19 protein-coding genes are annotated in these 19897 nt (G+C 69.9%); 9 read left to right on the top strand and 10 right to left on the bottom strand.

What is annotated here, in order from left to right; genetic code table 11:
- The first annotated feature begins 88 nt into the window (after nucleotides 1-88).
- Together C9E82_RS10885 and C9E82_RS24485 are read left to right on the top strand one after the other, a co-directional pair.
- Nucleotides 89-679, top strand: coding sequence for an RBBP9/YdeN family alpha/beta hydrolase (locus tag C9E82_RS10885; RefSeq protein WP_119896935.1), 591 nt, complete (start codon nucleotides 89-91; stop codon nucleotides 677-679).
- Nucleotides 680-715: 36 nt separating this feature from the next.
- A complete protein-coding gene (locus C9E82_RS24485) occupies nucleotides 716-856 on the top strand; it encodes a hypothetical protein (RefSeq protein WP_170161997.1) in 141 nt (46 codons plus the stop codon).
- Between the two features lie 44 nt (nucleotides 857-900).
- On the opposite strand, the gene C9E82_RS10880 is transcribed toward C9E82_RS24485, so the two are convergent.
- Nucleotides 901-1515, bottom strand: a complete 615-nt coding sequence (locus C9E82_RS10880; RefSeq protein ID WP_276312072.1) for an NAD(P)H-dependent oxidoreductase — start codon at nucleotides 1513-1515, stop codon at nucleotides 901-903.
- 232 nt (nucleotides 1516-1747) lie between these two features.
- On the opposite strand from C9E82_RS10880, the gene C9E82_RS10875 reads away from it, so the two are divergent.
- Entirely contained in the window at nucleotides 1748-3142 is a 1395-nt protein-coding gene (locus C9E82_RS10875) for a hypothetical protein (RefSeq protein WP_119896937.1), read from the top strand.
- Between the two features lie 7 nt (nucleotides 3143-3149).
- Here the strand turns inward: C9E82_RS10875 and C9E82_RS10870 are convergent, their stop codons facing one another.
- The 7 genes from C9E82_RS10870 to C9E82_RS10840 form a co-directional block, all read right to left on the bottom strand.
- Nucleotides 3150-5528 (bottom strand): glucose/quinate/shikimate family membrane-bound PQQ-dependent dehydrogenase, encoded by a 2379-nt coding sequence (locus C9E82_RS10870; RefSeq protein ID WP_119896938.1) that lies wholly within the window; start codon nucleotides 5526-5528, stop codon nucleotides 3150-3152.
- Between the two features lie 160 nt (nucleotides 5529-5688).
- Nucleotides 5689-7083, bottom strand: a complete 1395-nt coding sequence (uxaC, locus tag C9E82_RS10865; protein ID WP_205962132.1) for a glucuronate isomerase — start codon at nucleotides 7081-7083, stop codon at nucleotides 5689-5691.
- 8 nt (nucleotides 7084-7091) lie between these two features.
- Nucleotides 7092-8372 carry a TRAP transporter large permease gene (locus tag C9E82_RS10860; protein WP_170161999.1) on the bottom strand — a complete coding sequence of 427 codons (1281 nt, stop codon included), beginning with the start codon at nucleotides 8370-8372 and terminating at the stop codon, nucleotides 7092-7094.
- An 8-nt stretch (nucleotides 8373-8380) separates the two neighbouring features.
- Nucleotides 8381-8872, bottom strand: a complete 492-nt coding sequence (locus C9E82_RS10855) for a TRAP transporter small permease (RefSeq protein ID WP_119896941.1) — start codon at nucleotides 8870-8872, stop codon at nucleotides 8381-8383.
- A 69-nt stretch (nucleotides 8873-8941) separates the two neighbouring features.
- Nucleotides 8942-9922, bottom strand: a complete 981-nt coding sequence (locus tag C9E82_RS10850; protein WP_119896942.1) for a C4-dicarboxylate TRAP transporter substrate-binding protein — start codon at nucleotides 9920-9922, stop codon at nucleotides 8942-8944.
- Nucleotides 9923-9945: 23 nt separating this feature from the next.
- A complete protein-coding gene (locus C9E82_RS10845) occupies nucleotides 9946-11160 on the bottom strand; it encodes an AGE family epimerase/isomerase (RefSeq protein ID WP_119896943.1) in 1215 nt (404 codons plus the stop codon).
- On the bottom strand, nucleotides 11160-11864 hold the full coding sequence (locus C9E82_RS10840) for a GntR family transcriptional regulator (protein WP_240643430.1): 705 nt from the start codon (nucleotides 11862-11864) through the stop codon (nucleotides 11160-11162). The genes C9E82_RS10845 and C9E82_RS10840 overlap by 1 nt, the downstream gene beginning before the upstream one ends.
- Before the next feature lie 99 nt (nucleotides 11865-11963).
- On the opposite strand from C9E82_RS10840, the gene uxuA reads away from it, so the two are divergent.
- Genes uxuA through C9E82_RS10825 form a run of 3 tightly spaced genes read left to right on the top strand, consistent with a single transcriptional unit; the run spans nucleotide 11964 to nucleotide 15552 of the window.
- Complete coding sequence (gene uxuA / locus C9E82_RS10835; protein WP_119896944.1) at nucleotides 11964-13181, top strand: mannonate dehydratase; 1218 nt, start codon at nucleotides 11964-11966, stop codon at nucleotides 13179-13181.
- Nucleotides 13178-14647: a mannitol dehydrogenase family protein gene (locus C9E82_RS10830; RefSeq protein ID WP_119896945.1), complete on the top strand. Its 1470-nt coding sequence runs from the start codon at nucleotides 13178-13180 to the stop codon at nucleotides 14645-14647. Before uxuA ends, C9E82_RS10830 begins: the two co-directional genes overlap by 4 nt.
- Nucleotides 14644-15552 (top strand): sugar kinase, encoded by a 909-nt coding sequence (locus C9E82_RS10825; protein WP_119896946.1) that lies wholly within the window; start codon nucleotides 14644-14646, stop codon nucleotides 15550-15552. Before C9E82_RS10830 ends, C9E82_RS10825 begins: the two co-directional genes overlap by 4 nt.
- A gap of 9 nt (nucleotides 15553-15561) precedes the next feature.
- Here C9E82_RS10825 and C9E82_RS10820 read toward each other — a convergent pair whose 3' ends face one another.
- A complete protein-coding gene (locus C9E82_RS10820) occupies nucleotides 15562-16359 on the bottom strand; it encodes a helix-turn-helix domain-containing protein (protein ID WP_119896947.1) in 798 nt (265 codons plus the stop codon).
- Nucleotides 16360-16456: 97 nt separating this feature from the next.
- Nucleotides 16457-16786, bottom strand: coding sequence for a DUF1330 domain-containing protein (locus C9E82_RS10815; protein ID WP_119896948.1), 330 nt, complete (start codon nucleotides 16784-16786; stop codon nucleotides 16457-16459).
- Between the two features lie 358 nt (nucleotides 16787-17144).
- On the opposite strand from C9E82_RS10815, the gene C9E82_RS10810 reads away from it, so the two are divergent.
- From C9E82_RS10810 to C9E82_RS10800, 3 genes are all read left to right on the top strand, one after another.
- The gene (locus C9E82_RS10810) at nucleotides 17145-18398 is read left to right on the top strand and encodes a 3-methyl-2-oxobutanoate dehydrogenase (2-methylpropanoyl-transferring) subunit alpha (protein WP_119896949.1); all 1254 of its coding nucleotides are present in this window, start codon (nucleotides 17145-17147) and stop codon (nucleotides 18396-18398) included.
- A 1-nt stretch (nucleotide 18399) separates the two neighbouring features.
- On the top strand, nucleotides 18400-19416 hold the full coding sequence (locus C9E82_RS10805) for an alpha-ketoacid dehydrogenase subunit beta (protein WP_119896950.1): 1017 nt from the start codon (nucleotides 18400-18402) through the stop codon (nucleotides 19414-19416).
- 22 nt (nucleotides 19417-19438) lie between these two features.
- On the top strand, nucleotides 19439-19897 hold a 459-nt coding region (locus C9E82_RS10800; RefSeq protein WP_342354324.1), incomplete at its 3' end, for a biotin/lipoyl-containing protein.

The following is a 19897-nucleotide window of genomic DNA, read 5'->3' as shown; positions in this document are numbered from 1 at the left end:
GGAACTTTCCATCCGGGGCGGCAAGATTGGAACAACAATACACGACCTGTTTGGTAGTCTTAAATCGCAACGGAAGAGGAAGACCGCCATGACGACGACATTGATCGTGCCCGGCCTTGACGGCTCGCCCGCGCCCCATTGGCAGCATTGGTGGGCCCGAACCGATCCGGATGCCGTGATGGTCGAATTCGCCGACCCGCACCGCCCGACGCCCGAATTGTGGGAGGCGACGCTGGCCGGGATGATCCTGCGCCATCCGGACAGCATCCTGGTCGGCCATTCGCTGGGGGCGATCCTGATCGCGCGGATGCTGGCGCGCTGGCCGGGCCTGCGGATCAGCGCGGCGATGCTGGTCGCCCCTGCCGATCCCGCCAATTCGGATCGGCTGACGCGCTTCCAGCCCATTCCGCAGCAGCGTTTCGACATCCCCGCCGTCGTCGTCGCCAGCCATGACGACCCCTGGATGAGTTTCGGGCAGGCCGCGCAGCTGGCCGCAAGCTGGGACGCGGAACTGCTGGATCTGGGCTATGCCGGCCATGTGAACGTCGCGGCGGGCTTCGGCCCCTGGCCGGGGGGCAAGATCATCCGCGACCGGCTGGCGGCGCGCATCCTTCCGCAACCCGCGCTTCGGCCGCGCTTTCCCCGCGCGGTCCCGCATCACGTGCTGGCGCGGGTCTGACCGCGCGGCCCCGAAACGGAACCACAGGAGCCCATCATGTATGACATTCAGACCGAGCTGATCCTGCGGCGCATGGACCGCGAAGCCTCGGCCGCCGACAGCGCCCGCATGACGCGCGGCCTGGCCATCCTGGCCAATCTGGCGGTCTGGGCGCTGATCGTCGCGCTGCTGGCCTGACGGGCCGCCCCGAGGAAGCGGCCCGTGGCAGGGTCGCCGGCGGGTCAGCCGACGGCGCGCAGCCGCGAGGCTTCGGGGCTGGGAAGATAGGCGGCGAACTGCGAGACGGCCCGGTCCAGCCGCTGCGAGGCGGCCTCGGAACTTAGCCTGTCGCCGGTGAAATCCGAGGGCGAGACATAGAGCCCGGTGGCCAGCGTATGGGCCTCAAAGAAGCCGAAGACCGGGCGCAGCTGGTGTTCGATCACCAGCGCATGGCGGTCGCCGCCGCCGCTTGCGGCCAGCAGTACCGGCTTGCCGGTCAGGGCGGTGGGCTCCAGCAGATCGATGAAATGCTTGAACAGGCCGGTATAGCTGCCCTTGTAGACCGGGCTGGCCACGATCAGCGCATCCGCCTGCAGGAAGGCCTCCAGATGGCGGCGATAGGCGCCGTCGGCGGGCGCGCGCATCGTGCCGAAATCCGGGCCCAGATCGCCGATGTCGAAGACATGCGCCTGTCCGCCGAAACGCGCGACCGCGCGGCGCGCGGCCTCGGTCACCAGGTTGCGGGTCCTGGAAGGTTGGCTCCAGGAGCCGGAGAAAGCGACGAAGCGGGGTCCAGACACGGGCAGGGTTCCTGAAAGACGACAAGATAGGCAGTGAAAACATAGGCGCACGAACATCGCCCGGCCATGCCAAAGGCGACGGACCTGTCGAAGAATACACCTCCTTCGGACGGGTGTATGTAGAAAATTGATCCCGGAAGCCGTGGCGCAACCCCCCGCCGGTGCCGTTTCCAGCGGCCCGCGGCGGCGCGATCCGGTTGACCTTGCCCCGGCTTCGGCCCAAGAAGGCCGGGTCCGCGCGGCGCTTCTCGCCGCCCTTCCGCCCCCGGATTTCAAGGCGACCGGCCCGATGCTTCCTGTCCCGCGCAGCGCCCAGATCGGCGGTTTCCTGATCGCCGCCACGATGGTCGCGACCGTTCCCGTCGAATATGGCGCCGGTCCGGTCATGGGCGCGCTGAGCGGCGGGCTGGCGGTCGCCGCGATGCTGCTGTTCGCGCTTGGCGCGCCGATGTCGCGCAAGGCCTTCGTGCTGATCGGGCTGGGGCTGGTCCTGGCGGCGGCCCTGTTGCGGGCGGACTGGCTGGCCGGGACCATGCGGGCCATCGGCAGCGGCAGCTTCATCGTGGCGCTGTTCACGGCGCTGGCCGCGATCCGCTATGTCGCGGCCGGATCGCCGCAGATGATCGAATGCGGACGCTTCCTGGCGCGGCAGCCGCCGGGCCTGCGCTATCTGGCGCTGACCGTCGGCGGGCACCTGTTCGGGCTGATCCTGCTTTACGGCTCGATCTCGCTGCTGGGCACGCTGGCGGCGGAAAGCGCCGCGCGCGAGCCCGATGCCGAGATCCGCCGCCACCGGCTGCGGCGGATGCTGGTCGCCATCCAGCGCGGCTTCGCCGCCACGCTGTGCTGGTCGCCGCTGGCCTTCTCGATGGCGATCAGCACGACGCTGGTCGAGGGCGCGTCCTGGCGCGGCGTCGTGCTGCCCTGCCTGGCCAGCGCCGCGCTGATGCTGCTGGCGGGCTGGGGGATGGATACCGCCTTCAAGCCGAAGCTGGCGCGCAGCCCCGCCCCGCGCCCGGTGGAAACCGGCCGCTGGCTGACCCATCTGCGGCCGCTGCTGATCCTACTGGCCGTGGTCATCGCCAGCGTCTCGGCGCTGCATCTGCTGACCGGGGTCGAGATCGTCGGCGCGGTGATGACCGTGGTGCCGCTGACCGCGCTGGCCTGGCTGGGCCTGTTCCCACCGCCCGGCAAGGGCCGGCTGCGGACCCGGCTCGGCCTCTTCGCCAGCCGCGAGCTGGCCGGCTATGGCGGAGAGATCGTGCTGCTGTTCATGGCCGCCTTCATCGGCAGCATGGGGGCGTTCCTGCTGGTGCCGGTGATGGCCGAGCATGGCCCGGACCTGACCCGGATCCCGCCGGCGCTGCTGCTGGCGGCGCTGGTCTGGCTGATCCCGCTGACCGGGCAGTTCGGCATGAACCCGATCCTTTCGGTGACGCTGCTGGTGCCCCTGCTGCCCACCCCCGAGGCGCTGGGGGTCAGCCCCGCCGCCATGGTGGTCGCGATCACCGGGGGCTGGGCACTCAGCGGGAACACCTCGCCCTTCACCGCCTCGGTGCTGATCGTCGGCAGGCTGGGCGGGATCGCCGCGCGCGATGTCGGGCTGTTCTGGAACGGCGCCTATCTGATGGTGTCCGGCGCGCTGCTGACCGGCTGGGTGCTGGCCGTCACCGCCCTCATCTGAGCGCGCCTCACCTCAGGCTGTAGGCCAGCACATGATCGCCGGGCTTCGTGCCGACCGAGCCATGCCCGCCGGCGACGATGACGACATATTGCCGCCCGTCCACCTCGTAGGTCATCGGCGTGGACTGGCCGCCCGCCGGCAGCCGCGCCTCCCACAGCTGCGTGCCGGTGGTCAGGTCATAGGCGCGGAAATAGTCGTCGATCGCGGCGCCCAGGAAGGCCAGGCCCGAGCGGGTGACGATCGGCCCGCCGATGCCCGGCACGCCCAGCCTGATCTTCAGCGGCAGCGGCGTCATGTCGCGCACGGTGCCGTTGCGGTGCTGCCAGACGACATGTTCGCCGCGCAGGTCGGCCCCGGCCACATAGCCCCAGGGCGGCGCCGTGCAGGGCACTCCGATCAGCGACAGGAACGGCCCCATGAACACGCCATAGGGCGCGCCGTCATTGCGGTTCAGGCCCTGTTCGCTGGCCTTCTCGTCCTCGCCCTTCGGCGGGATCTCGGCGGCCGGGATCAGCCGCGAGGTGAAGGGCAGGTAGGTCGGCATCCCGAACATGACCTGCCGTTCGGGATCGACCGCGACCGAGCCCCAGTTGAAGGTGCCGAAATTGCCCGGATAGACGATGGTCCCGTTCAGCGAGGGCGGCGTATACTGGCCCTGGTAATCCAGCTGGCGGAAGGCGATGCGGCAGGCCAGCTGGTCCAGCAGGGTCAGGCCCCACATGTCGGATTCCGCCAGCCGGTCGGGGCGGAAGGTCAGCTTGGTGATCGGCTGGGTGGGGGCGGTCCAGTCCTCGGGGATGGCGCCGCCCGGTGCCGGGATCTCCTCGCGCGGGGAAAGCGGCGCGCCGGTGCGGCGGTCGACCACCCAGATGTCGCCCTGCTTGGTCGGGCCGACCAGCGCCGGGACGATCCGGCCATCCGCCGCGGTCAGGTCGACCAGCACCGGCTGGGCGGGCACGTCCATGTCCCACAGGTCGTGGCGCACCGTCTGGCGGACCCAGCGCCGCTGGCCGGTCGCGATGTCCAGCGCCACGATGGCCGAGGAATGTTCCTCGACCGCCGGGCTGCGATCCATGCCAAGCTGGTCCGGGACCTGGTTGCCAAGCGGGATATAGACGAGGCCAAGGGCCTCGTCATAGCTGAAGACCGCCCAGCTGTTCGGCGAATTGGTCGTGTAGGTCTCGCCCGCCGCGATGTCGATCGGCTGGGTCCGGTCGGGATTGCCGCTGTCCCAGTTCCAGACCAGCTCGCCCGAATCGATGTCGAAGGCGCGGATCACCCCCGATTGCGAATGGATCGAGAAATTGTCGTTCACCGCCCCGCCGATGATCAGCTTGCCGTCCACCGCCACCGCCGGCGAGGTCGAATAGTAATAGCCCGCCGGATTGTATTCCATGCCGGCCTCCAGGTGCAGTTCGCCATTCTCGGCGAAGAAGCTGCAGGGCTGGCCGGTATCGGCGTTCAGCGCGATCAGCCTTGCATCGGCGGTGGGCATGTAGACGCGCCGGGGGCATTCGGCCAGCGCGGTCTCGTGCAGCGCCACCTGTTCGGGCGTCGCGTCCGCCGGGGGCTGGGCCGGCGTTTCCCACCAGGTCACGCCCCGGCAGGTCTGGTGCTGGCGGTCCGGGTTCATGCCGGAATCGGCGTCGAAGCGCCAGTTCTCGGCCCCGGTCGCGGCATTCAACGAGATGGCGATGTTGTGCGGCGTGCAGATATAGAGGCTGTCGCCCACCTTGATCGGCGTCACCTGATAGGTCGTCTCGGTCACGTCGTCGGGGCGCTTCACGTCGCCGGTCCGGTATTCCCAGGCCAGTTCCAGCTCGCCGACATTGGCCGGTGTGATCTGCTCCAGCGGAGACCAGCGCTGGCCGAAGCCGGTGCGGCCATATTGGTGCCATTCGCCGTCGCCCGCCTCGTTGCCGGTATTCACCCCGTCCCGCATCGGCAGGGCGATGTCGCGCGTCAGCTGCCCCCGGATCGCGGTCGGGTCCTGGATCATCGCGTAAACCGCCACCGCGACCGAAGCCGCCACGGCCGCGCCAAGCGGCAGCGCGGGTCCCGGTCTGGGTCCGCCCTCCAGCCGGCGGCGGACGGCGGGCAGCAGAAGCAGCAGGCCGATCAGGACCGGGATGCCGCCGCGCGGCGCCAGCCGCCACCAGTCGAAGCCGGTTTCCCACAGGGCCCAGGCCAGCGTGCCGCCCAGCAGCACCGCATAGAGCGGCAGCGCCTCGGCCCGGCGGCGCAGCAGCAGGATGCCGGTCGCGGCGAAGCCCAGCCCCGCCAGCAGGTAATAGGGGCTGCCCCCCAGCCACAGCAGCCAGCCCCCTCCGACGGCCAGCGCAAGTCCAAGCAGAAGGTTGACGGCGGCAAGGATGGTGATGAGCATGAGCAGATGGTCCCGACTGTCCGAAGAACGGCTGTCCGCGCTGCCGGCGAGCCGTGCCGCCGCAGGTCGGATCGCTTTTCAGGACAATGCGGCGCGCGCGGGGATGGTTCCCCCCGCGCGGCCAGGTTTTCCACTTCGGGTTGTGCCTGCCGGGGCTCGCTCAGCCGTCCAGCCGGTATCCCTCGCGCGCCAGGTCGCGGGCCAGCAGGCGGGCCAGCGCATGGGCCTCGGTCTCGTCCAGCCGGTGGGTGACGACCAGTTCCGCCAGGAAGGTGCAATCGGCGCGGCGGGACAGGTCGTGGCGCGCCGGGATCGAGCACAGCGCGCGGGTATCGTCGTTGAAACCCACGGTGTTGAAGAAGCCCGCGGTTTCCGTCACCTGCCGGCGGAAGCGGCGGATGCCCTCGAAACTGTCGTGGAACCACCAGGGCGGACCCAGCCGCAGCGACGGCCAGGCCCCGGCCAGGGGGGCCAGTTCGCGGCTGTAGGTGGTCTCGTCCAGCGTGAACAGGATCAGCCGCAGGCGCGGATCCATGCCCACCGCGTCCAGAAGCGGCTTCAGCGCGGCGGTGAAGCTGACCGGCTGCGGGATGTCGAAGCCCCGGTCGCGGCCATAACGCGACAGGACCGCCGCGCTGTGGTTGCGGAACGATCCGGGGTGAAGCTGCATGACCAGCCCGTCATCGACGGACATGCGCGCCATCTCGGTCAGCATCTGGGCGCGGAACAGCTTGGCATCCTGGGGCCCCGCGCGGCCCGTGCGGATCCGGTCGAACAGCGCGCCGGCCTCGGGCCACGGCAGGTCGGCGGTGCGGGGCGTCGGGTGGCCGTGATCGGTGGCGGTCGCGCCCATCTCGCGGAAGAAGGCGCGGCGCTGGCGATGGGCGTCCAGATAGCCCTGCCATGTGCCGGTATCGCAGCCGGTGATCTCGCCCAGCCGGTCCAGCGCCCCGGCAAAGCCGGGCGTGTCGGGATCGACGACGCCATCGGGGCGATAGGTCGGCAGGACCTGCCCGGTCCAGTCGCTGTCGCGGACCATCCGGTGCCAACGCAGATCGTCCAGCGCCCCGTCGGTGGTCGCGATGGTCTCGATCCCGAAGCGGTCGTAAAGCGCGCGCGGCCGGAATTCGGGCCGCGCCAGGCAATCGGCGATCCGGTCATAGGCCGCATCGGCGTTTTCCGGCGCCAGCCGGGTGTCCAGCCCGAAGACATGGGCCAGTGCATGGTCCAGCCACAGCCGCGAGGGCGTGCCCTGGAACAGGTGGTAATGCGCGGCGAAGCACCGCCAGATCGCGCGGGGATCGGTCTCGGCACCCTCGCCGATGCCCAGGGCCTCGAAGGGGACGCCCTGGCTGATCAGCATCCGCACGACATAGTGGTCGGGGATGACCAGCAGCTCGGCCGGGTTTGCGAAGGCGGGGTTTTCACCCCACCAGCGCGGATCGGTATGCCCGTGGGGCGAGGTGATGGGCAGATCCCCGACCGCCGCGAAAAGCTGGCGGGCAATCTCGCGCGTGGCGGGATCGGCCGGGAACAGGCGGTCGGGATGCAGCATCATCGGCCTCAGCCCCCCATCATCGCGTTGGGCAGGAACATGACCAGGCCCGGGAACAGGATCATGATCGCGACCACGACCAGGACCGCCAGCCCGAAGGGCAGCATCTCGACCGTGTATTCCTTGAAGCTGCATTTCAGGATGCCGCAGACGGTGAACATCGACACGCCGACCGGGGGGGTCATGCCGCCGAAGGTGACCAGCGTCATCATGACCACGCCGAAATGCACCGGATCGACGCCCGCCGCCACCACCATCGGCACCAGGATCGGGGTCATCAGCATCACCACGACGGTGGCCTCGATCGCCATGCCGAAGACGATCAGGAAGGCGGCGATGACGAACAGCAGCACCTCCTTGCTGGAGAAGACCCCCAGCGTCAGCTCGGCCATGGTCTGCGGCACGCGCTCGAAGGTGATGACATAGCCGAAGGCGCCGGAGAAGAAGATGATCAGCATGATCATCCCGATGTCGCGGGCGCTGGCGACCAGCGCATCGACCACGTCGCGCAGGCTCAACTCGCGATAGATCAGCCCGCCGACGATCAGCGCATAGACGACCGCGAAGGCACCGGCCTCTGATGGCGTGAACAGGCCGAAGCGGATGCCGACGATCAGCCAGACCGGGAACAGGATCGCCCAGAAGCTGGCGCGGGTCGCGGTCAGGACCTCGGACCATGTCGGCCGGCGGTCGTTGATCGGCTGATAGTTGCGCCGGCGCGCAATCACCGCCGTCACGATCAGCAGCGCGATGGTCAGCATCACGCCCGGCACGATGCCGGCGATGAACAGCCGCCCGATCGAGACCTCGCCCATGAAGCCGTAGAGGATCAGCCCCAGGCTGGGCGGAAAGGTCGCGGTGATCAGCCCGCCAACCGACAGCAGCGCGCCGGTGAAGCCGCGCGAATAACCCTGCCTGGCCATCGGCTCGCCCAGGATGCGCGACTGCATGGCCGCGTCGGCCACGGCCGAGCCCGAGATCCCGCCCATCAGCGCCGACAGCAGCGTGCTGGCCTGTGCCAGCCCGCCGCGCATCCATCCCGCCAGCGTGGTGGCCAAGGTCATCATCCGCATGGTGATGCCCGACCCGTTCATCAGGTGGCCCACCAGGATGAACAGCGGCACCGCCAGAAGCGGGAAGGACTGGCTGGCGGCGACGATGCGCTGCACGGCCGTCACCTCGGGCATGAAGGTGGTCGGCAGCAGGAAATAGACCAGGCTGGCCACGCCGATCGCGAAGGCGACCGGCATCCCGATCACCATGAAGCCAAGCGCGATGCACAGGATCATCAACGAGATCACAGCGGATACTCCTGCTCATGGGCCTTCGGTTCGATCGAATAGAGCAGCCCGCGCGTCGCCAGCCGGCGCATCAGCGACACCACCATCAGCGCGCAGCCCACCGGCAGGGCCAGCGTGACCCAGCCATAGGACAGGCCCGAGGCGCCCATCTCGCGCGCCCAGTTCGACATGGCCAGCTTCCAGCCCAGCCAGCCGACATAGGCCAGAAACAGCGTCATGCAGGCGATGCAGACCAGGTGCATGGCCGCGCGGATCCTGGGCGAGACCATGTCGGGGATGGCGCCGATGCGGATGTGATCGCCGCGCTTCATCACCAGGTCGGCGCCGATCATGCAGGTCCAGATCAGCAGCAGCTGCGCGATCTCGGGGGCGGCCGGAAACGGGCGGCCGATGGCGCGCGCCGTGGCGCCCACGAAGACCGCCGCGACCGTTCCGCCCAGCAGAATGACCGCCAATACCTCTTCGGCGCGGTCCAGAACCTTCCACATGCTCTCCTCCAGATGTCGCGAGTGGCAACGGCAAGCGGCGCGGCACGGGGCCGCGCCGGGGGGCCGTCATTATTGCTGGGCGGTCCCGATATAGGGCGTCAGCGCCTCGCGCGCCTCGACCAGGCCCAGCTCCTCGTAGACGCCGGGGACCAGCGCCTTGAATTCGTCCAGATCGACCTCGGTGACGGTGACGCCGGCGGCCTTCATCTCCTCCAGCACCTCCTCGCCCTTGGCCACGGTGGCCTCGGAGGCCCGGTCGCCGGCGGCGGCCAGTTCCTCGGTCACGATGGCCTGGTGTTCGGGGCTCAGCGACTGGAACCAGGTTTCCGAAGTGGCAAGCCCGGTCACAAGATGCACGTGGTCGGTGAAGGCCAGGTTCTTGACCACCTCGTGCAGCTTGATGCCATAGGCGCCGGTCAGCTGCGCCTCGGCCCCGTCGATGGCGCCCAGCTGCAGGGCCGAATAGACCTCGGACCAGGGCAGCGGCACGGCGGTCGCCCCGATCGCGTTGACGGTGGCCAGCCAGCCCGGCGCGTCGATGGTGCGCACGCGCACGCCGCGCAGGTCGTCGGGGCCGTTCACCGGGTTCTTGGTGAACATCTGCCGCGTGCCCTGGAACCAGTTGTAGTTCAGCAGCCGGATGCCCGAGCTTGCCGCCAGGTCCTCGACCCATTCGCCATAGACCGGCGAATCGGTGATCGCCTTGTAGTCGGTCCAGTCGTCGACCAGGTAGGGCGCGGACAGGATGCCCAGTTCCTTCTTGAAGGGCGCCAGGCGGCCCGCATCGACCAGCGCCGCGATCGAGGCGCCGTTGCGGATCTGTTCCAGCACGTCATTGTCCGAGCCCAGCTGCGAGGACGGATAGACCGTCACCCGGATCTCGCCCTCGCTGCGTTCGGTGATCCGCGTCGCGGCCTCTTCCATCGCGATGACCAGCGGATCGGTCGAGGGCTGCGAGCTGGACAGAGCCAGCTGGGTCTGCGCCAGAGCCAGTCCGGCGCTGGAGCCCATCAGCAGGGCGGCAAGGCCAAGCGTCTTGATCATGTTCATGTGTTTCTCCTCCTCAGGTTTCGTTATCGGGCCGGACCCGGCCAGAGCCCGGCGCGAGCGCCTTCCGTCAGCGCCAGGACGATGTGATAGAGCAGCCGTGACAGCGCCTCGGGCCAGATCGTGGCGCCGGTTGCGTCCAGCTGGTTGACGAAGACCGGATGGCCGTCGAACCATTGCGCGAAGATCAGCTCCTGCAATTCGCGCGCGCTGGCATCGGCACCGGCGATCCCCGCCAGGTGTCGCGCGGCATGGGCCTTGACCGCCTCGGTCTGCGGCCACAGCAGGAAGCTGCGCTCCATCACCGCGCCGCCGGCCGAAACCGCGTCAAAAGCCGCGCCCGCCATCCGCCCCGACGGGGCGAAGCCGTGGTCCAGCGCGAAGCCCATCAGCCGGTCGCCGATGGCGCGGACCGAGGCGTCGCCGCCCAGATCCGCCTCGCGCCACAAAAGCCAGGCCCATTCGCATTGATGCCCGACCTCGCGGCGCAGGCCGGCATCGCCGGGCAGGGGGCGCAGGTCCGGGGTCAGGAATTCCGTGATCGTGCCCGTGTCGGGATCCAGGAAATGACGCAGCGCCAGGTCCCGGATCCGCGCCGCCCGGTCCAGCCAATGCCGCGCGCCGGTCGTCTCGAATGCCTGCAGCGCGGCCTCGTAGAGATGCATGTGCGGGTTCTGGGCGCGCGGCGGCGCGCCCGGCGCGGCGGGATCGGCGGTGGCGTCGTCCTCCAGCAGCAGGCCCGTCGCCGGATCGGTCAGATGCGCCAGCAGCGCCTGCCAGCAGGTCTCGGCCTCGGCCAGCGCGTCCCGCGCCTGCGCGGGTTCGCACGCCGCCCAGGTGGTCAGCGCCAGGATCACGAAGCTCTGGTCATAGCTGCGCGCGGCCTCGTCCTGCGGATCGCCGGTCGGGCGGCCGTCGCTGGCCACCGCGCGGCGGTAAAGGCCCGGCGCCTTGCGCAGATGCGGCAGGAAATCCCGCGCCGCAAGTGCTGCCGCGCGATGCGCCGGATCGCCCGACAGCCGCGCCAGATGGGCGAAGGTGAACAGCAGTCGCGCCTGCGCCAGCACCGTCTTGGGCGCGGCGGGGTTCGGCTGGCCCGCAGAATCCAGCGCGTCGAAGAAGCCGCCATGGCGATGGTCGCGCGCCCGCGCCAGCCAGCCGGGCAGGAAGCCGCGCCAGAACCAGTTCGCGCGCATCGCGGCCTGGCCCGCCGTCACCGGACTGCGTTCCAGCAGGGGCATCAGTCCAGCGCCTCCGCGCCTTCGAAGAAGTCGGGCAGGGCGCGCACGATCTCGGGCAGGTCGTCCAGGATGCCGCGCAGATGCAGGCGCATCCCGGCCTCGGCGGCCTGCGGATCATGGACGCGGATCGCATCAACCACCGCCGCGTGCTGGGCGATCAGCCGGTCGCGGGCGAATTGCCGGGCGCTGATATGGCGGACCCGGTTCATCTGGGTCTTCAGTTCCTCCAGGTGGTCGCCGACCGCGCCCTGGCCGGCAAGAACCGTCAGGGTGCGGTGAAATTCCTCGTCCAGCACCATGAAATCCTCGGCCGAGGCGTCGGGACCAAGCGCGCGCTGCGCCGCAAGCTGGGCGTCCAGCGCGGCGATGGCGGCATCGTCGGCGACTTCCGCGACGCGGCGGACGATATCGGCCTCGACCGCCTCGCGGATGAAGCGCGCGGTCAGCACGGCCGGGATCGAGATGCGCAGGATGAAGGTGCCGCGCTGCGGGCGCACGGCCACCAGCCCTTCCTCGGCCAGCTTGATGAAGGCTTCGCGCACGGGCTGGCGCGAGACCTCGTAGGCCGCCGCCAGCTCGGTTTCGGAAATCCGCGCGCCGGGCGTCAGGTCGCCCCGCACGATCCGGTCGCGCAGCAGCCGGTGCAGCTGCGGACCCACCGCGCCGCCCTGTTCCAATCCCTGCATCTGCATCAGAATCGCCATGCCGTCCTCCCTGTTCCCGTCTTACTTCCATACTTCCATACTAGTCAACAGATTTGTATCGTGCTAAGGAATCGGGCGTATTGAACGGAGGAGGAGAGCGTGCGGCAAACCTGGCGCTGGTTCGGACCGAAGGATCTGGTCTCGATTGACGACATGATGCAGGCGGGGGTCGAGGGGGTCGTCTCGGCCCTGCACCACATCCCCACGGGCGCGGTCTGGACCGCCGAGGAAATCGCCCGCCGCCAGGCCCTGGTCGGGGTCATGAAGGACGGCAGCCCCTCGGGCCTGAAATGGGAGGTCGTGGAAAGCCTGCCGGTGTCCGAGGACATCAAGAAGCAGAAGGGCGACTGGCGCGACCATATCGCGGCCTGGAAGACCTCGATGCGGGCGCTGCGCGCGGCGGGGATCGAGGTCATCTGCTACAACTTCATGCCGGTGCTGGACTGGACGCGCACCGACCTGGCCTGGCGCCTGCCCAACGGCGCCACCTGCATGCGATTCGACCTGACCGATTTCGCGGCCTTCGACATCCATATCCTGGCCCGTCCCGGCGCCGCCGGGGACTTCCCCGAATCGGTGGCGGACGAGGCTGGCCGGCGCTTTGCTGCCATGACGGATGCCGACAAGGCCGCGCTGGCGAAGAATGTCGTCTTCGGCCTGCCCGGCGCTGCGGAAAGCTTTTCGCTGGACGACGTGCGCAGCCATCTGGCCGAATATGACCGCCTGTCGCCCGAGACGCTGCGCGGCCACATGATCGACTTCCTGTCCGAGGTCGCGCCGCTGGCGCAGGAACTAGGCGTGCGGCTGTGCTGCCATCCCGACGACCCGCCCTTCACGCTGCTGGGTCTGCCGCGCGTCATGTCCACCGAGGCCGATTACCGCGCCGTCCTGGACGCGGTCGATCTGCCTGCCAATGGCGTGACGCTCTGCGCGGGCTCGCTTGGCGCGCGGCCCGACAACGACCTGCCGGGGATGATGGCGCGGCTGGCCGACCGCGTCCATTTCCTGCACCTGCGCAACGTGACGCGCGAAAGCGAGGGCATCATGGGCAGCTTCCACGAGGCCGAGCATCTGGGCGGCGGCACCGATATGGTGGCGCTGATCGCCGCTGTCCTGCGCGAGGAACGCCGCCGCCGGGCCGAGGGCCGCGCGGACCACCAGATCCCGTTCCGCCCCGATCACGGCCAGGACATCCTGGACGACCTGAACCGCAAGGCGCAGCCGGGCTATCCCTCGATCGGGCGCCTGAAGGGCCTGGCCGAGCTGCGCGGGATCATGACCGCGCTGGACCACCCGGTCGAGGGGCTGCGGGCATGAGCGCGCCGCTTCTGGACGCGCTTGACCGCGTTCACGGCCCGGCCGCGCTGCCGGGCTATGATCCGGCGGCGCATGGCGTGGGCATCCTGCATCTGGGCATCGGCGCCTTTCACCGCGCCCATCAGGCGGTGGCGAGTGACGACGCGCTGGCCCGCAGCGGCGGCGACTGGCGGATCACCGGCGTCAGCCTGCGCTCGCGCGAGGTGGCCGAGGCGCTTGGCCCGCAGCACGGGCTCTATACGCTGATCGAACGCGGCGCGGCTGGCACGAAGGCCCGCGTCATCGGCGCGATCCGCGACGTGATCGCCGCCGACCCCGGCCGGGTGCTGGCCGCCATGTCCGACCCCGCGATCCGCATCGTGACGCTGAGCGTGACCGAAAAGGGCTATGGCATCGACCGCGCCGCCCGCGCCGCCGATCCCGCGCATCCGGCGGTGGCCGCCGATCTGGCCGATCCCGGCCACCCCTCGGGCGTGCTGGGGCTGATCTGCGCCGCATTGGCCGCGCGCCATGCAGCAGGGATCGCGCCCTTCACCGTCCTGTCCTGCGACAACCTGCCCGAAAACGGCGCGCTGCTGCGCGACGGCGTGCTGGATTTCGCCCGCCGCACCCGGCCCGATCTGGCCGGCTGGATCGCGGAGAATGTCGCTTTTCCCTCCTCGATGGTGGACCGCATCACCCCCGCCGCCACGCCCGAGACGCTGGCCGAGGCCACCCGCCAGACCGGCTGCACCGACCTGGCGGCCATCGAGACCGAGCCCTTCATGCAATGGGTGATCGAGGACCATTTCCCGCAGGGCCGCCCCGATTGGGAAGCCGGCGGCGCGATCTTCGTGCGCGATGTCGCGCCCTATGAGCGGATGAAGCTGACCATGCTGAACGGCAGCCATTCGATGCTGGCCTATGCCGGTTTCCTGTCCGGCCACCGCTATGTGCGCGACGTGATGGGCGATCCCGCGCTGGCCGCGCTGGTCCGGCGGCATCTGCAGGCGGCGGCGCAGGTCCTGCCGGTGCTGGAAGGCATCGCGCTGGCCGATTACGCCGCCGACCTGGAGGCGCGGTTCCAGAACCCCGCCATCGCGCATGAGACCTGGCAGATCGCCATGGACGGCACCGAGAAGCTGCCGCAGCGGATCTTCCAGCCTGCGCTGGCGGCGCTGGAGGCCGGGCAGGACCCGCGCCCCTTCGCCTTCGCCACCGCCGCCTGGATGCGCTATGCTCTGGGGGTGACGGATCGAGGCGAGGGCTACGCGCTGCGCGACCCGCGCGAATCCGAGATCCGCGCCACGCTGGCGGGCATCGCGCGCAATGCGGGCGTGATCTCGGCCGCGCTGCACGGGCTTCCCGGACTGTTCCCGCAGCGCCTGGCACATGATCCCGCATGGCGCGACGCGGTTGAGACCGCGCTTGCGGCGATGCTGGCCGAGGGCATGGCCCAGGCGATCCGGCAGGAGGCCCGCGCATGAAGACCTTCCTGTCCATTGGCGAGGCGATGGTCGAGCTGTCGCAGGCCCAGGGCGATCTGTGGCGGCTGGGCTTCGCGGGCGATACGCTGAACACCGCCTGGTATGCGCGCGACTGCCTGCCGGGCGACTGGCAGGTCAGCTATCTGACCCGGCTGGGCAGCGATCCCTTCTCGCCGCGAATGCGCGCCTTCCTGGACGAGAACGGCATCGACACGCGCTTTATCGCCGACGATCCGCAGTGCAGCGTCGGGCTCTATGCGATCGAGCTGCAGGACGGAGAGCGCAGCTTCGCCTATTGGCGCGGCCAGTCCGCCGCCCGCCACCTGGCCGCGGATCCGGCGCTGCTGGATGCGGCCTTCGCGGCGGCGGATGCGATCTATCTGTCGGGGATCACCCTGGCGATCCTGCCGCCCGAGTATCGCGCGGACCTGATCCGGCGGCTGGCCGAGGCGCGGGCGGCGGGCAAGCCGACCGCCTTCGACCCGAATATCCGCCCGCGCCTGTGGGAAAGCCCCGACGCGATGCGACAGGCGCTGATGGCGGCGGCGCCGGCGGCCTCGATCCTGCTGCCCAGCTTCGACGACGAGGCCGAACATTTCGGCGATGCCTCGCCCGAGGATTGCGCGCGGCGCTGGCAGGCGGCCGGCGCGGGCGAGGTCGTGGTCAAGAATGGCGGCGGCCCGATCGCGCTGCTGCTGGAGGGTCCCTGCGCCATGATCCCGGTCGCGCGGGAAAAGCCGCTGGACAGCACCGGCGCCGGGGACAGCTTCAACGGCGCCTATCTGGCGGCAAGGCTGACCGGCGCGGACCCCGAGGACGCGGTGGCGCGCGCCCATGCCCTGTCGCTGCAGGTGATCCGCCATCCCGGCGCCCTGCGGCCGATGAGCCGCCCCGGCGCATCCTGATCTTCGCCGTCAGCGGTCCGACATCCGCGCGGCCATGATCTCGGCGGTGTCCCGGTCGGCGGGAAAGAAGGCCTCGATGGTGATTTCGGACAGGGTCACGTCGACCGCCGTGCCGAAGACCGTCGTGGTACTGATGAAGGACAGCGGCCCGGCGGGGCTGGCGATCCGCAGCGGCACGACGATGGCCGCCGGATCGATGCCGCGCGGCGCGGCGGTGGCGCCGGGCGGGATCGGGCAGGCACGCAGCTCCTCCAGCAGCGCGTCCAGCACCGGATCGGCCGAGGCGGCGGCCTCGTGCGCCAGCCGCGCCAGCACATGCGCCCGCCATTCGCCGAAATTCAGGATGCGCGGCGCCAGCCCCTCGGGCCGCAGGCTGAGCCGCAGCACATTGACCGGCGGTTGCAGCAGCCTGTCGGGCACGCCCTCCAGCAGCAGCGCCAGCGCCTCGTTCGCCGCCAGCAGCGTCCAGTGCCGGTCCACCGCCAGCGCCGGATGTGGAAGATGGCCGTCCAGGATGCGGGTGACGGCGGCGCGCGCGGCCTCCATGCCGGGCGCGTCGAAGGGGCGCTGCGGATAGGCCGGCGCGAAACCCGCCGCCAGCAGCATCGCATTGCGCTCGCGCAGCGGCAGGGTCAGCTCCTCGGCAAGGCGCAGCACCATGTCGCGGCTGGGCCGGGCGCGGCCCGATTCGACATAGCTGAGATGCCGCTGCGAGATGCCGGCATCCAGCGACAGCGCCATCTGGCTGAGCCCGCGCCGCTTGCGCCAGTCCCGCAGCAGCGCGCCTATGGGGCAGGGGTGGTTCATGACGCGCGCAGTCTGCCCGCCCCGCTGCGGGGCGGCAACGCGCGCCGCCTCGTCTCGGCGGGGCCTTGCCCATCGGCGGTCCCTGGCAGACGCCTTGTCACGCCGGGGTTTCCAGGATGTCGGTGGCGCGGTGATCCTCGTCCACGCCGTCGACCAGGAACACCGCGCCGCGCGCATTCCGCGTCCGCAGCGGCAGCAGCGCCTGATAAGCGGGCGAGGCATACCAGCCCCGCGCCGCATCCCGGTCGGGAAAGGCGATGACGATCAGGTCGCCCGCGAAATGCCCCTCCAGGTCCTGCTTCTCGCCGCCGTGCAACACGAAACGGCCGCCATAGGGTTCCAGCGTCGCGTCGATCCCCTCCAGATAGGCGACGATATCGGCATTCATCCGGACATCGTGCAAATGGCCAATGGCATAGCTTGTCATCTTCCGTCCTTTCGCTTCGGCGTGATTGCCTGGTTGCAGGGCCGAGGATGGCGGCATGGCGCGCGCGGGTCGATGACCTGACAGGTCATAAATGCGGCGCGCGTCGTGGCGGGGCGGGGCGCGGAAGATTCGTTCCCGGCGGGGCCGGAAATCTGGAAGGATCTGCCGGATATTTGCCATAATGCCGAAAGAAAGAAAGGAAATCCTGCGGCGAATCGTGGCATGATTTTCGCAGGAGGGCCGGGATGGACAGCCGGCAGGGTGCCAGTTTTCCGCAAGCGCGCCGGTGCGGCATCCGCCCTGTGCGCGGCGCGGTTCGCGCCCTGTCCCGACCGGACCCAAGGCGAAGGAGGTGCCGATGGAGACGCCAGACCACAACGAGATGCCGCCGCTGAGCCTTGTCGTGCCCGAGCCCGAGGTGCGGCCCGGCGACCAGCCGGATTTCTCGCGGGTCGAGATCCCGCGCGCGGGCACCGTCCGCCGCCCCCCGGTCGATGCCGACCCCGAGGAGATCCGCGACCTGGCCTTCACCATCATCCGGGTGCTGAACCGCGACGGTCAGGCCGTGGGGCCCTGGGCCGAGGCGCTGGAGATCGACGCCGAGGCGCTGAAGGAGGGCCTGCGCCACATGATGACGCTGCGCGCCTACGACGCGCGGATGATGATGGCGCAGCGCCAGCAGAAGACCAGCTTCTACATGCAGCACCTGGGCGAGGAGGCGATTTCCTGCGCCTTCCGCCGCGCGCTCAACCCCGGCGACATGAATTTCCCGACCTATCGCCAGGCCGGGCTGCTGATCGCAGGGGGCTATCCGCTGAAGACCATGATGTGCCAGGTCTATTCCAACGACCAGGACCCAATGCGCGGGCGGCAGCTGCCGGTGATGTATTCCTCGAAGGAACACGGTTTCTTCTCGATCTCGGGCAACCTGGCGACGCAATATATCCAGGCGGTGGGCTGGGCGATGGCCTCGGCCATCTCGGGCGACCGCAAGATCGCCGCGGCCTGGATCGGCGACGGCTCGACCGCGGAAAGCGATTTCCACGCGGCGCTGGTCTTCGCCTCGACCTACAAGGCGCCGGTGGTGCTGAACATCGTCAACAACCAGTGGGCGATCTCGACCTTCCAGGGCATCGCGCGGGGCGGGTCGGGCACCTTCGCTGCGCGCGGCCACGGCTTCGGCATTCCCGCGCTGCGGGTGGACGGCAACGACTATCTGGCGGTGCTGGCGGCGGCGCAATGGGCGGCCGAGCGCGCGCGGCTGAACCTGGGTCCGACGGTGGTCGAATATGTCACCTATCGCGCCGGCGGGCATTCGACCTCGGACGATCCCTCGGCCTATCGCCCGGCCGAGGAAAGCGCCGCCTGGCCGCTTGGCGATCCGATCCTGCGGCTGAGAAACCACCTGATCGCCATCGGCGAATGGAGCGAGGACCGCCATGCCCAGGCCGAGGCCGAGATCCTGGCCGAGGTCGTCGCCACCCAGAAGGAGGCCGAGGCCATCGGCACGCTGCACCAGGGCCTGCGCCCCAGCCCGGCGGACATGTTCGACGATGTCTATGCCGAGATGCCGCCGCATCTTCTGAAGCAGCGTCACGAGGCGGGGTTCTGACATGGCACGCATGACCATGATCGAGGCGATCCGCGACGCGCTGGACGTGGCGATGGGCGCCGATCCGCGCGTCGTCGTCTTCGGCGAGGATGTCGGCTATTTCGGCGGCGTTTTCCGCTGCACGGCCGGGCTGCAGGCGAAATACGGCCGGACCCGCTGCTTCGACACGCCGATCAACGAATCCGGCATCGTCGGCGCGGGGATCGGCATGGCCACCTATGGGCTGCGCCCGGTGGTCGAGATCCAGTTCGCCGACTACATGTATCCGGCCTATGACCAGATCGTGTCCGAGGCGGCGCGGCTGCGCTATCGCTCGGCCGGGGAATTCACCTGCCCGATGGTGGTCAGGATGCCCACCGGCGGCGGCATCTTCGGCGGCCAGACCCACAGCCAGAGCCCCGAGGCGCTGTTCACCCATGTGACCGGGCTGAAGACCGTGGTGCCCTCGAACCCGCATGACGCCAAGGGCCTGCTGCTGGCGGCGATCGAGGACCCGGACCCGGTGATCTTCCTGGAGCCCAAGCGGCTCTATAACGGCCCGTTCGAGGGTCATCACGACCGCCCGGTCAAGGCGTGGAAGGCGCATGAGCTGGGCGAGGTGCCCGAGGGGCATTACACCGTCCCCCTGGGCAAGGCGGTGATGCGCCGCGCCGGCCAGGCGATGACGGTGCTGACCTATGGCACGATGGTCCATGTCGCGCTGAGCGCCGCCGAGGAAACCGGCCTGGATGCCGAGGTGATCGACCTGCGCAGCCTGTTGCCGCTGGACCTGGAGGCCGTGACCGCCTCGGTCGGGCGCACCGGGCGCTGCCTGATCGTGCACGAGGCGACGCTGACCTCGGGCTATGGCGCGGAACTTGCGGCGCTGGTGCAGGCGGAATGCTTCTGGCAGCTGGAGGCGCCGGTGCGGCGGGTGGCGGGCTGGGACACGCCCTATCCGCATGTCCACGAATGGAGCTATTTCCCCGGCCCCGCGCGGGTCGGCGCGGCGATGCGCGAATTGATGGAGGTGGTCTGAGATGGGCATCCATTCGATCAGAATGCCGGATATCGGCGAAGGCATCGCCGAGGCCGAGATCGCCGAATGGCTGGTCGCCCCCGGCGAGACGGTGCGCGAGGACGACCCGCTGGTCGCGGTGATGACCGACAAGGCGACGGTCGAGATCCCCAGCCCGGTGACCGGCAAGCTGGTCTGGCAGGCGGGCCAGCCGGGCGACGTCCTTGCCGTGGGCGCCGAGCTGGTCCGGCTGGAGGTGGACGGCGCCGGCAATGTCGCGGCCGATGCGTCCGAAGTCGAAGCCCCGCCCAGGGACGCCCCGCCGGAACCGGCCGAGGAAATGCCGGCCGAGGAAAAACCCGCCGGCAAGGACCCGTCCGAGGACGCGCCGCCCCCGGCCCCGCCAGCGCCCGCGCCCCAGGCCCCGCCGCTGCCCGCCGCCGCCGCCGCGCCGCTGCGCCCGGCGGGGGAAAAGCCGCTGGCCGCGCCCTCGGTCCGGGCG

The sequence above is a fragment of the Paracoccus sigandri genome, from assembly GCF_003709565.1.
Classification (GTDB): domain Bacteria; phylum Pseudomonadota; class Alphaproteobacteria; order Rhodobacterales; family Rhodobacteraceae; genus Paracoccus; species Paracoccus siganidrum.
Note: the sequence above shows the minus strand (reverse complement) of the source record. Positions and strands in the feature narration are given on the sequence as shown.

What these genes read in the sequence shown, in the direction of transcription:
- C9E82_RS10885 (WP_119896935.1), top strand. Translation starts at nt 89, where the DNA reads ATGACGACGACATTGATCGTGCCCGGCCTTGACGGCTCGCCCGCGCCC.
- C9E82_RS24485 (WP_170161997.1), top strand. Translation starts at nt 716, where the DNA reads ATGTATGACATTCAGACCGAGCTGATCCTGCGGCGCATGGACCGCGAA.
- C9E82_RS10880 (WP_276312072.1), bottom strand. Translation starts at nt 1,515, where the DNA reads ATGTTCGTGCGCCTATGTTTTCACTGCCTATCTTGTCGTCTTTCAGGA.
- C9E82_RS10875 (WP_119896937.1), top strand. Translation starts at nt 1,748, where the DNA reads ATGCTTCCTGTCCCGCGCAGCGCCCAGATCGGCGGTTTCCTGATCGCC.
- C9E82_RS10870 (WP_119896938.1), bottom strand. Translation starts at nt 5,528, where the DNA reads ATGCTCATCACCATCCTTGCCGCCGTCAACCTTCTGCTTGGACTTGCG.
- uxaC (WP_205962132.1), bottom strand. Translation starts at nt 7,083, where the DNA reads ATGCTGCATCCCGACCGCCTGTTCCCGGCCGATCCCGCCACGCGCGAG.
- C9E82_RS10860 (WP_170161999.1), bottom strand. Translation starts at nt 8,372, where the DNA reads ATGATCCTGTGCATCGCGCTTGGCTTCATGGTGATCGGGATGCCGGTC.
- C9E82_RS10855 (WP_119896941.1), bottom strand. Translation starts at nt 8,872, where the DNA reads ATGTGGAAGGTTCTGGACCGCGCCGAAGAGGTATTGGCGGTCATTCTG.
- C9E82_RS10850 (WP_119896942.1), bottom strand. Translation starts at nt 9,922, where the DNA reads ATGAACATGATCAAGACGCTTGGCCTTGCCGCCCTGCTGATGGGCTCC.
- C9E82_RS10845 (WP_119896943.1), bottom strand. Translation starts at nt 11,160, where the DNA reads ATGCCCCTGCTGGAACGCAGTCCGGTGACGGCGGGCCAGGCCGCGATG.
- C9E82_RS10840 (WP_240643430.1), bottom strand. Translation starts at nt 11,864, where the DNA reads ATGGCGATTCTGATGCAGATGCAGGGATTGGAACAGGGCGGCGCGGTG.
- C9E82_RS10830 (WP_119896945.1), top strand. Translation starts at nt 13,178, where the DNA reads ATGAGCGCGCCGCTTCTGGACGCGCTTGACCGCGTTCACGGCCCGGCC.
- C9E82_RS10825 (WP_119896946.1), top strand. Translation starts at nt 14,644, where the DNA reads ATGAAGACCTTCCTGTCCATTGGCGAGGCGATGGTCGAGCTGTCGCAG.
- C9E82_RS10820 (WP_119896947.1), bottom strand. Translation starts at nt 16,359, where the DNA reads ATGAACCACCCCTGCCCCATAGGCGCGCTGCTGCGGGACTGGCGCAAG.
- C9E82_RS10815 (WP_119896948.1), bottom strand. Translation starts at nt 16,786, where the DNA reads ATGACAAGCTATGCCATTGGCCATTTGCACGATGTCCGGATGAATGCC.
- C9E82_RS10810 (WP_119896949.1), top strand. Translation starts at nt 17,145, where the DNA reads ATGGAGACGCCAGACCACAACGAGATGCCGCCGCTGAGCCTTGTCGTG.
- C9E82_RS10805 (WP_119896950.1), top strand. Translation starts at nt 18,400, where the DNA reads ATGGCACGCATGACCATGATCGAGGCGATCCGCGACGCGCTGGACGTG.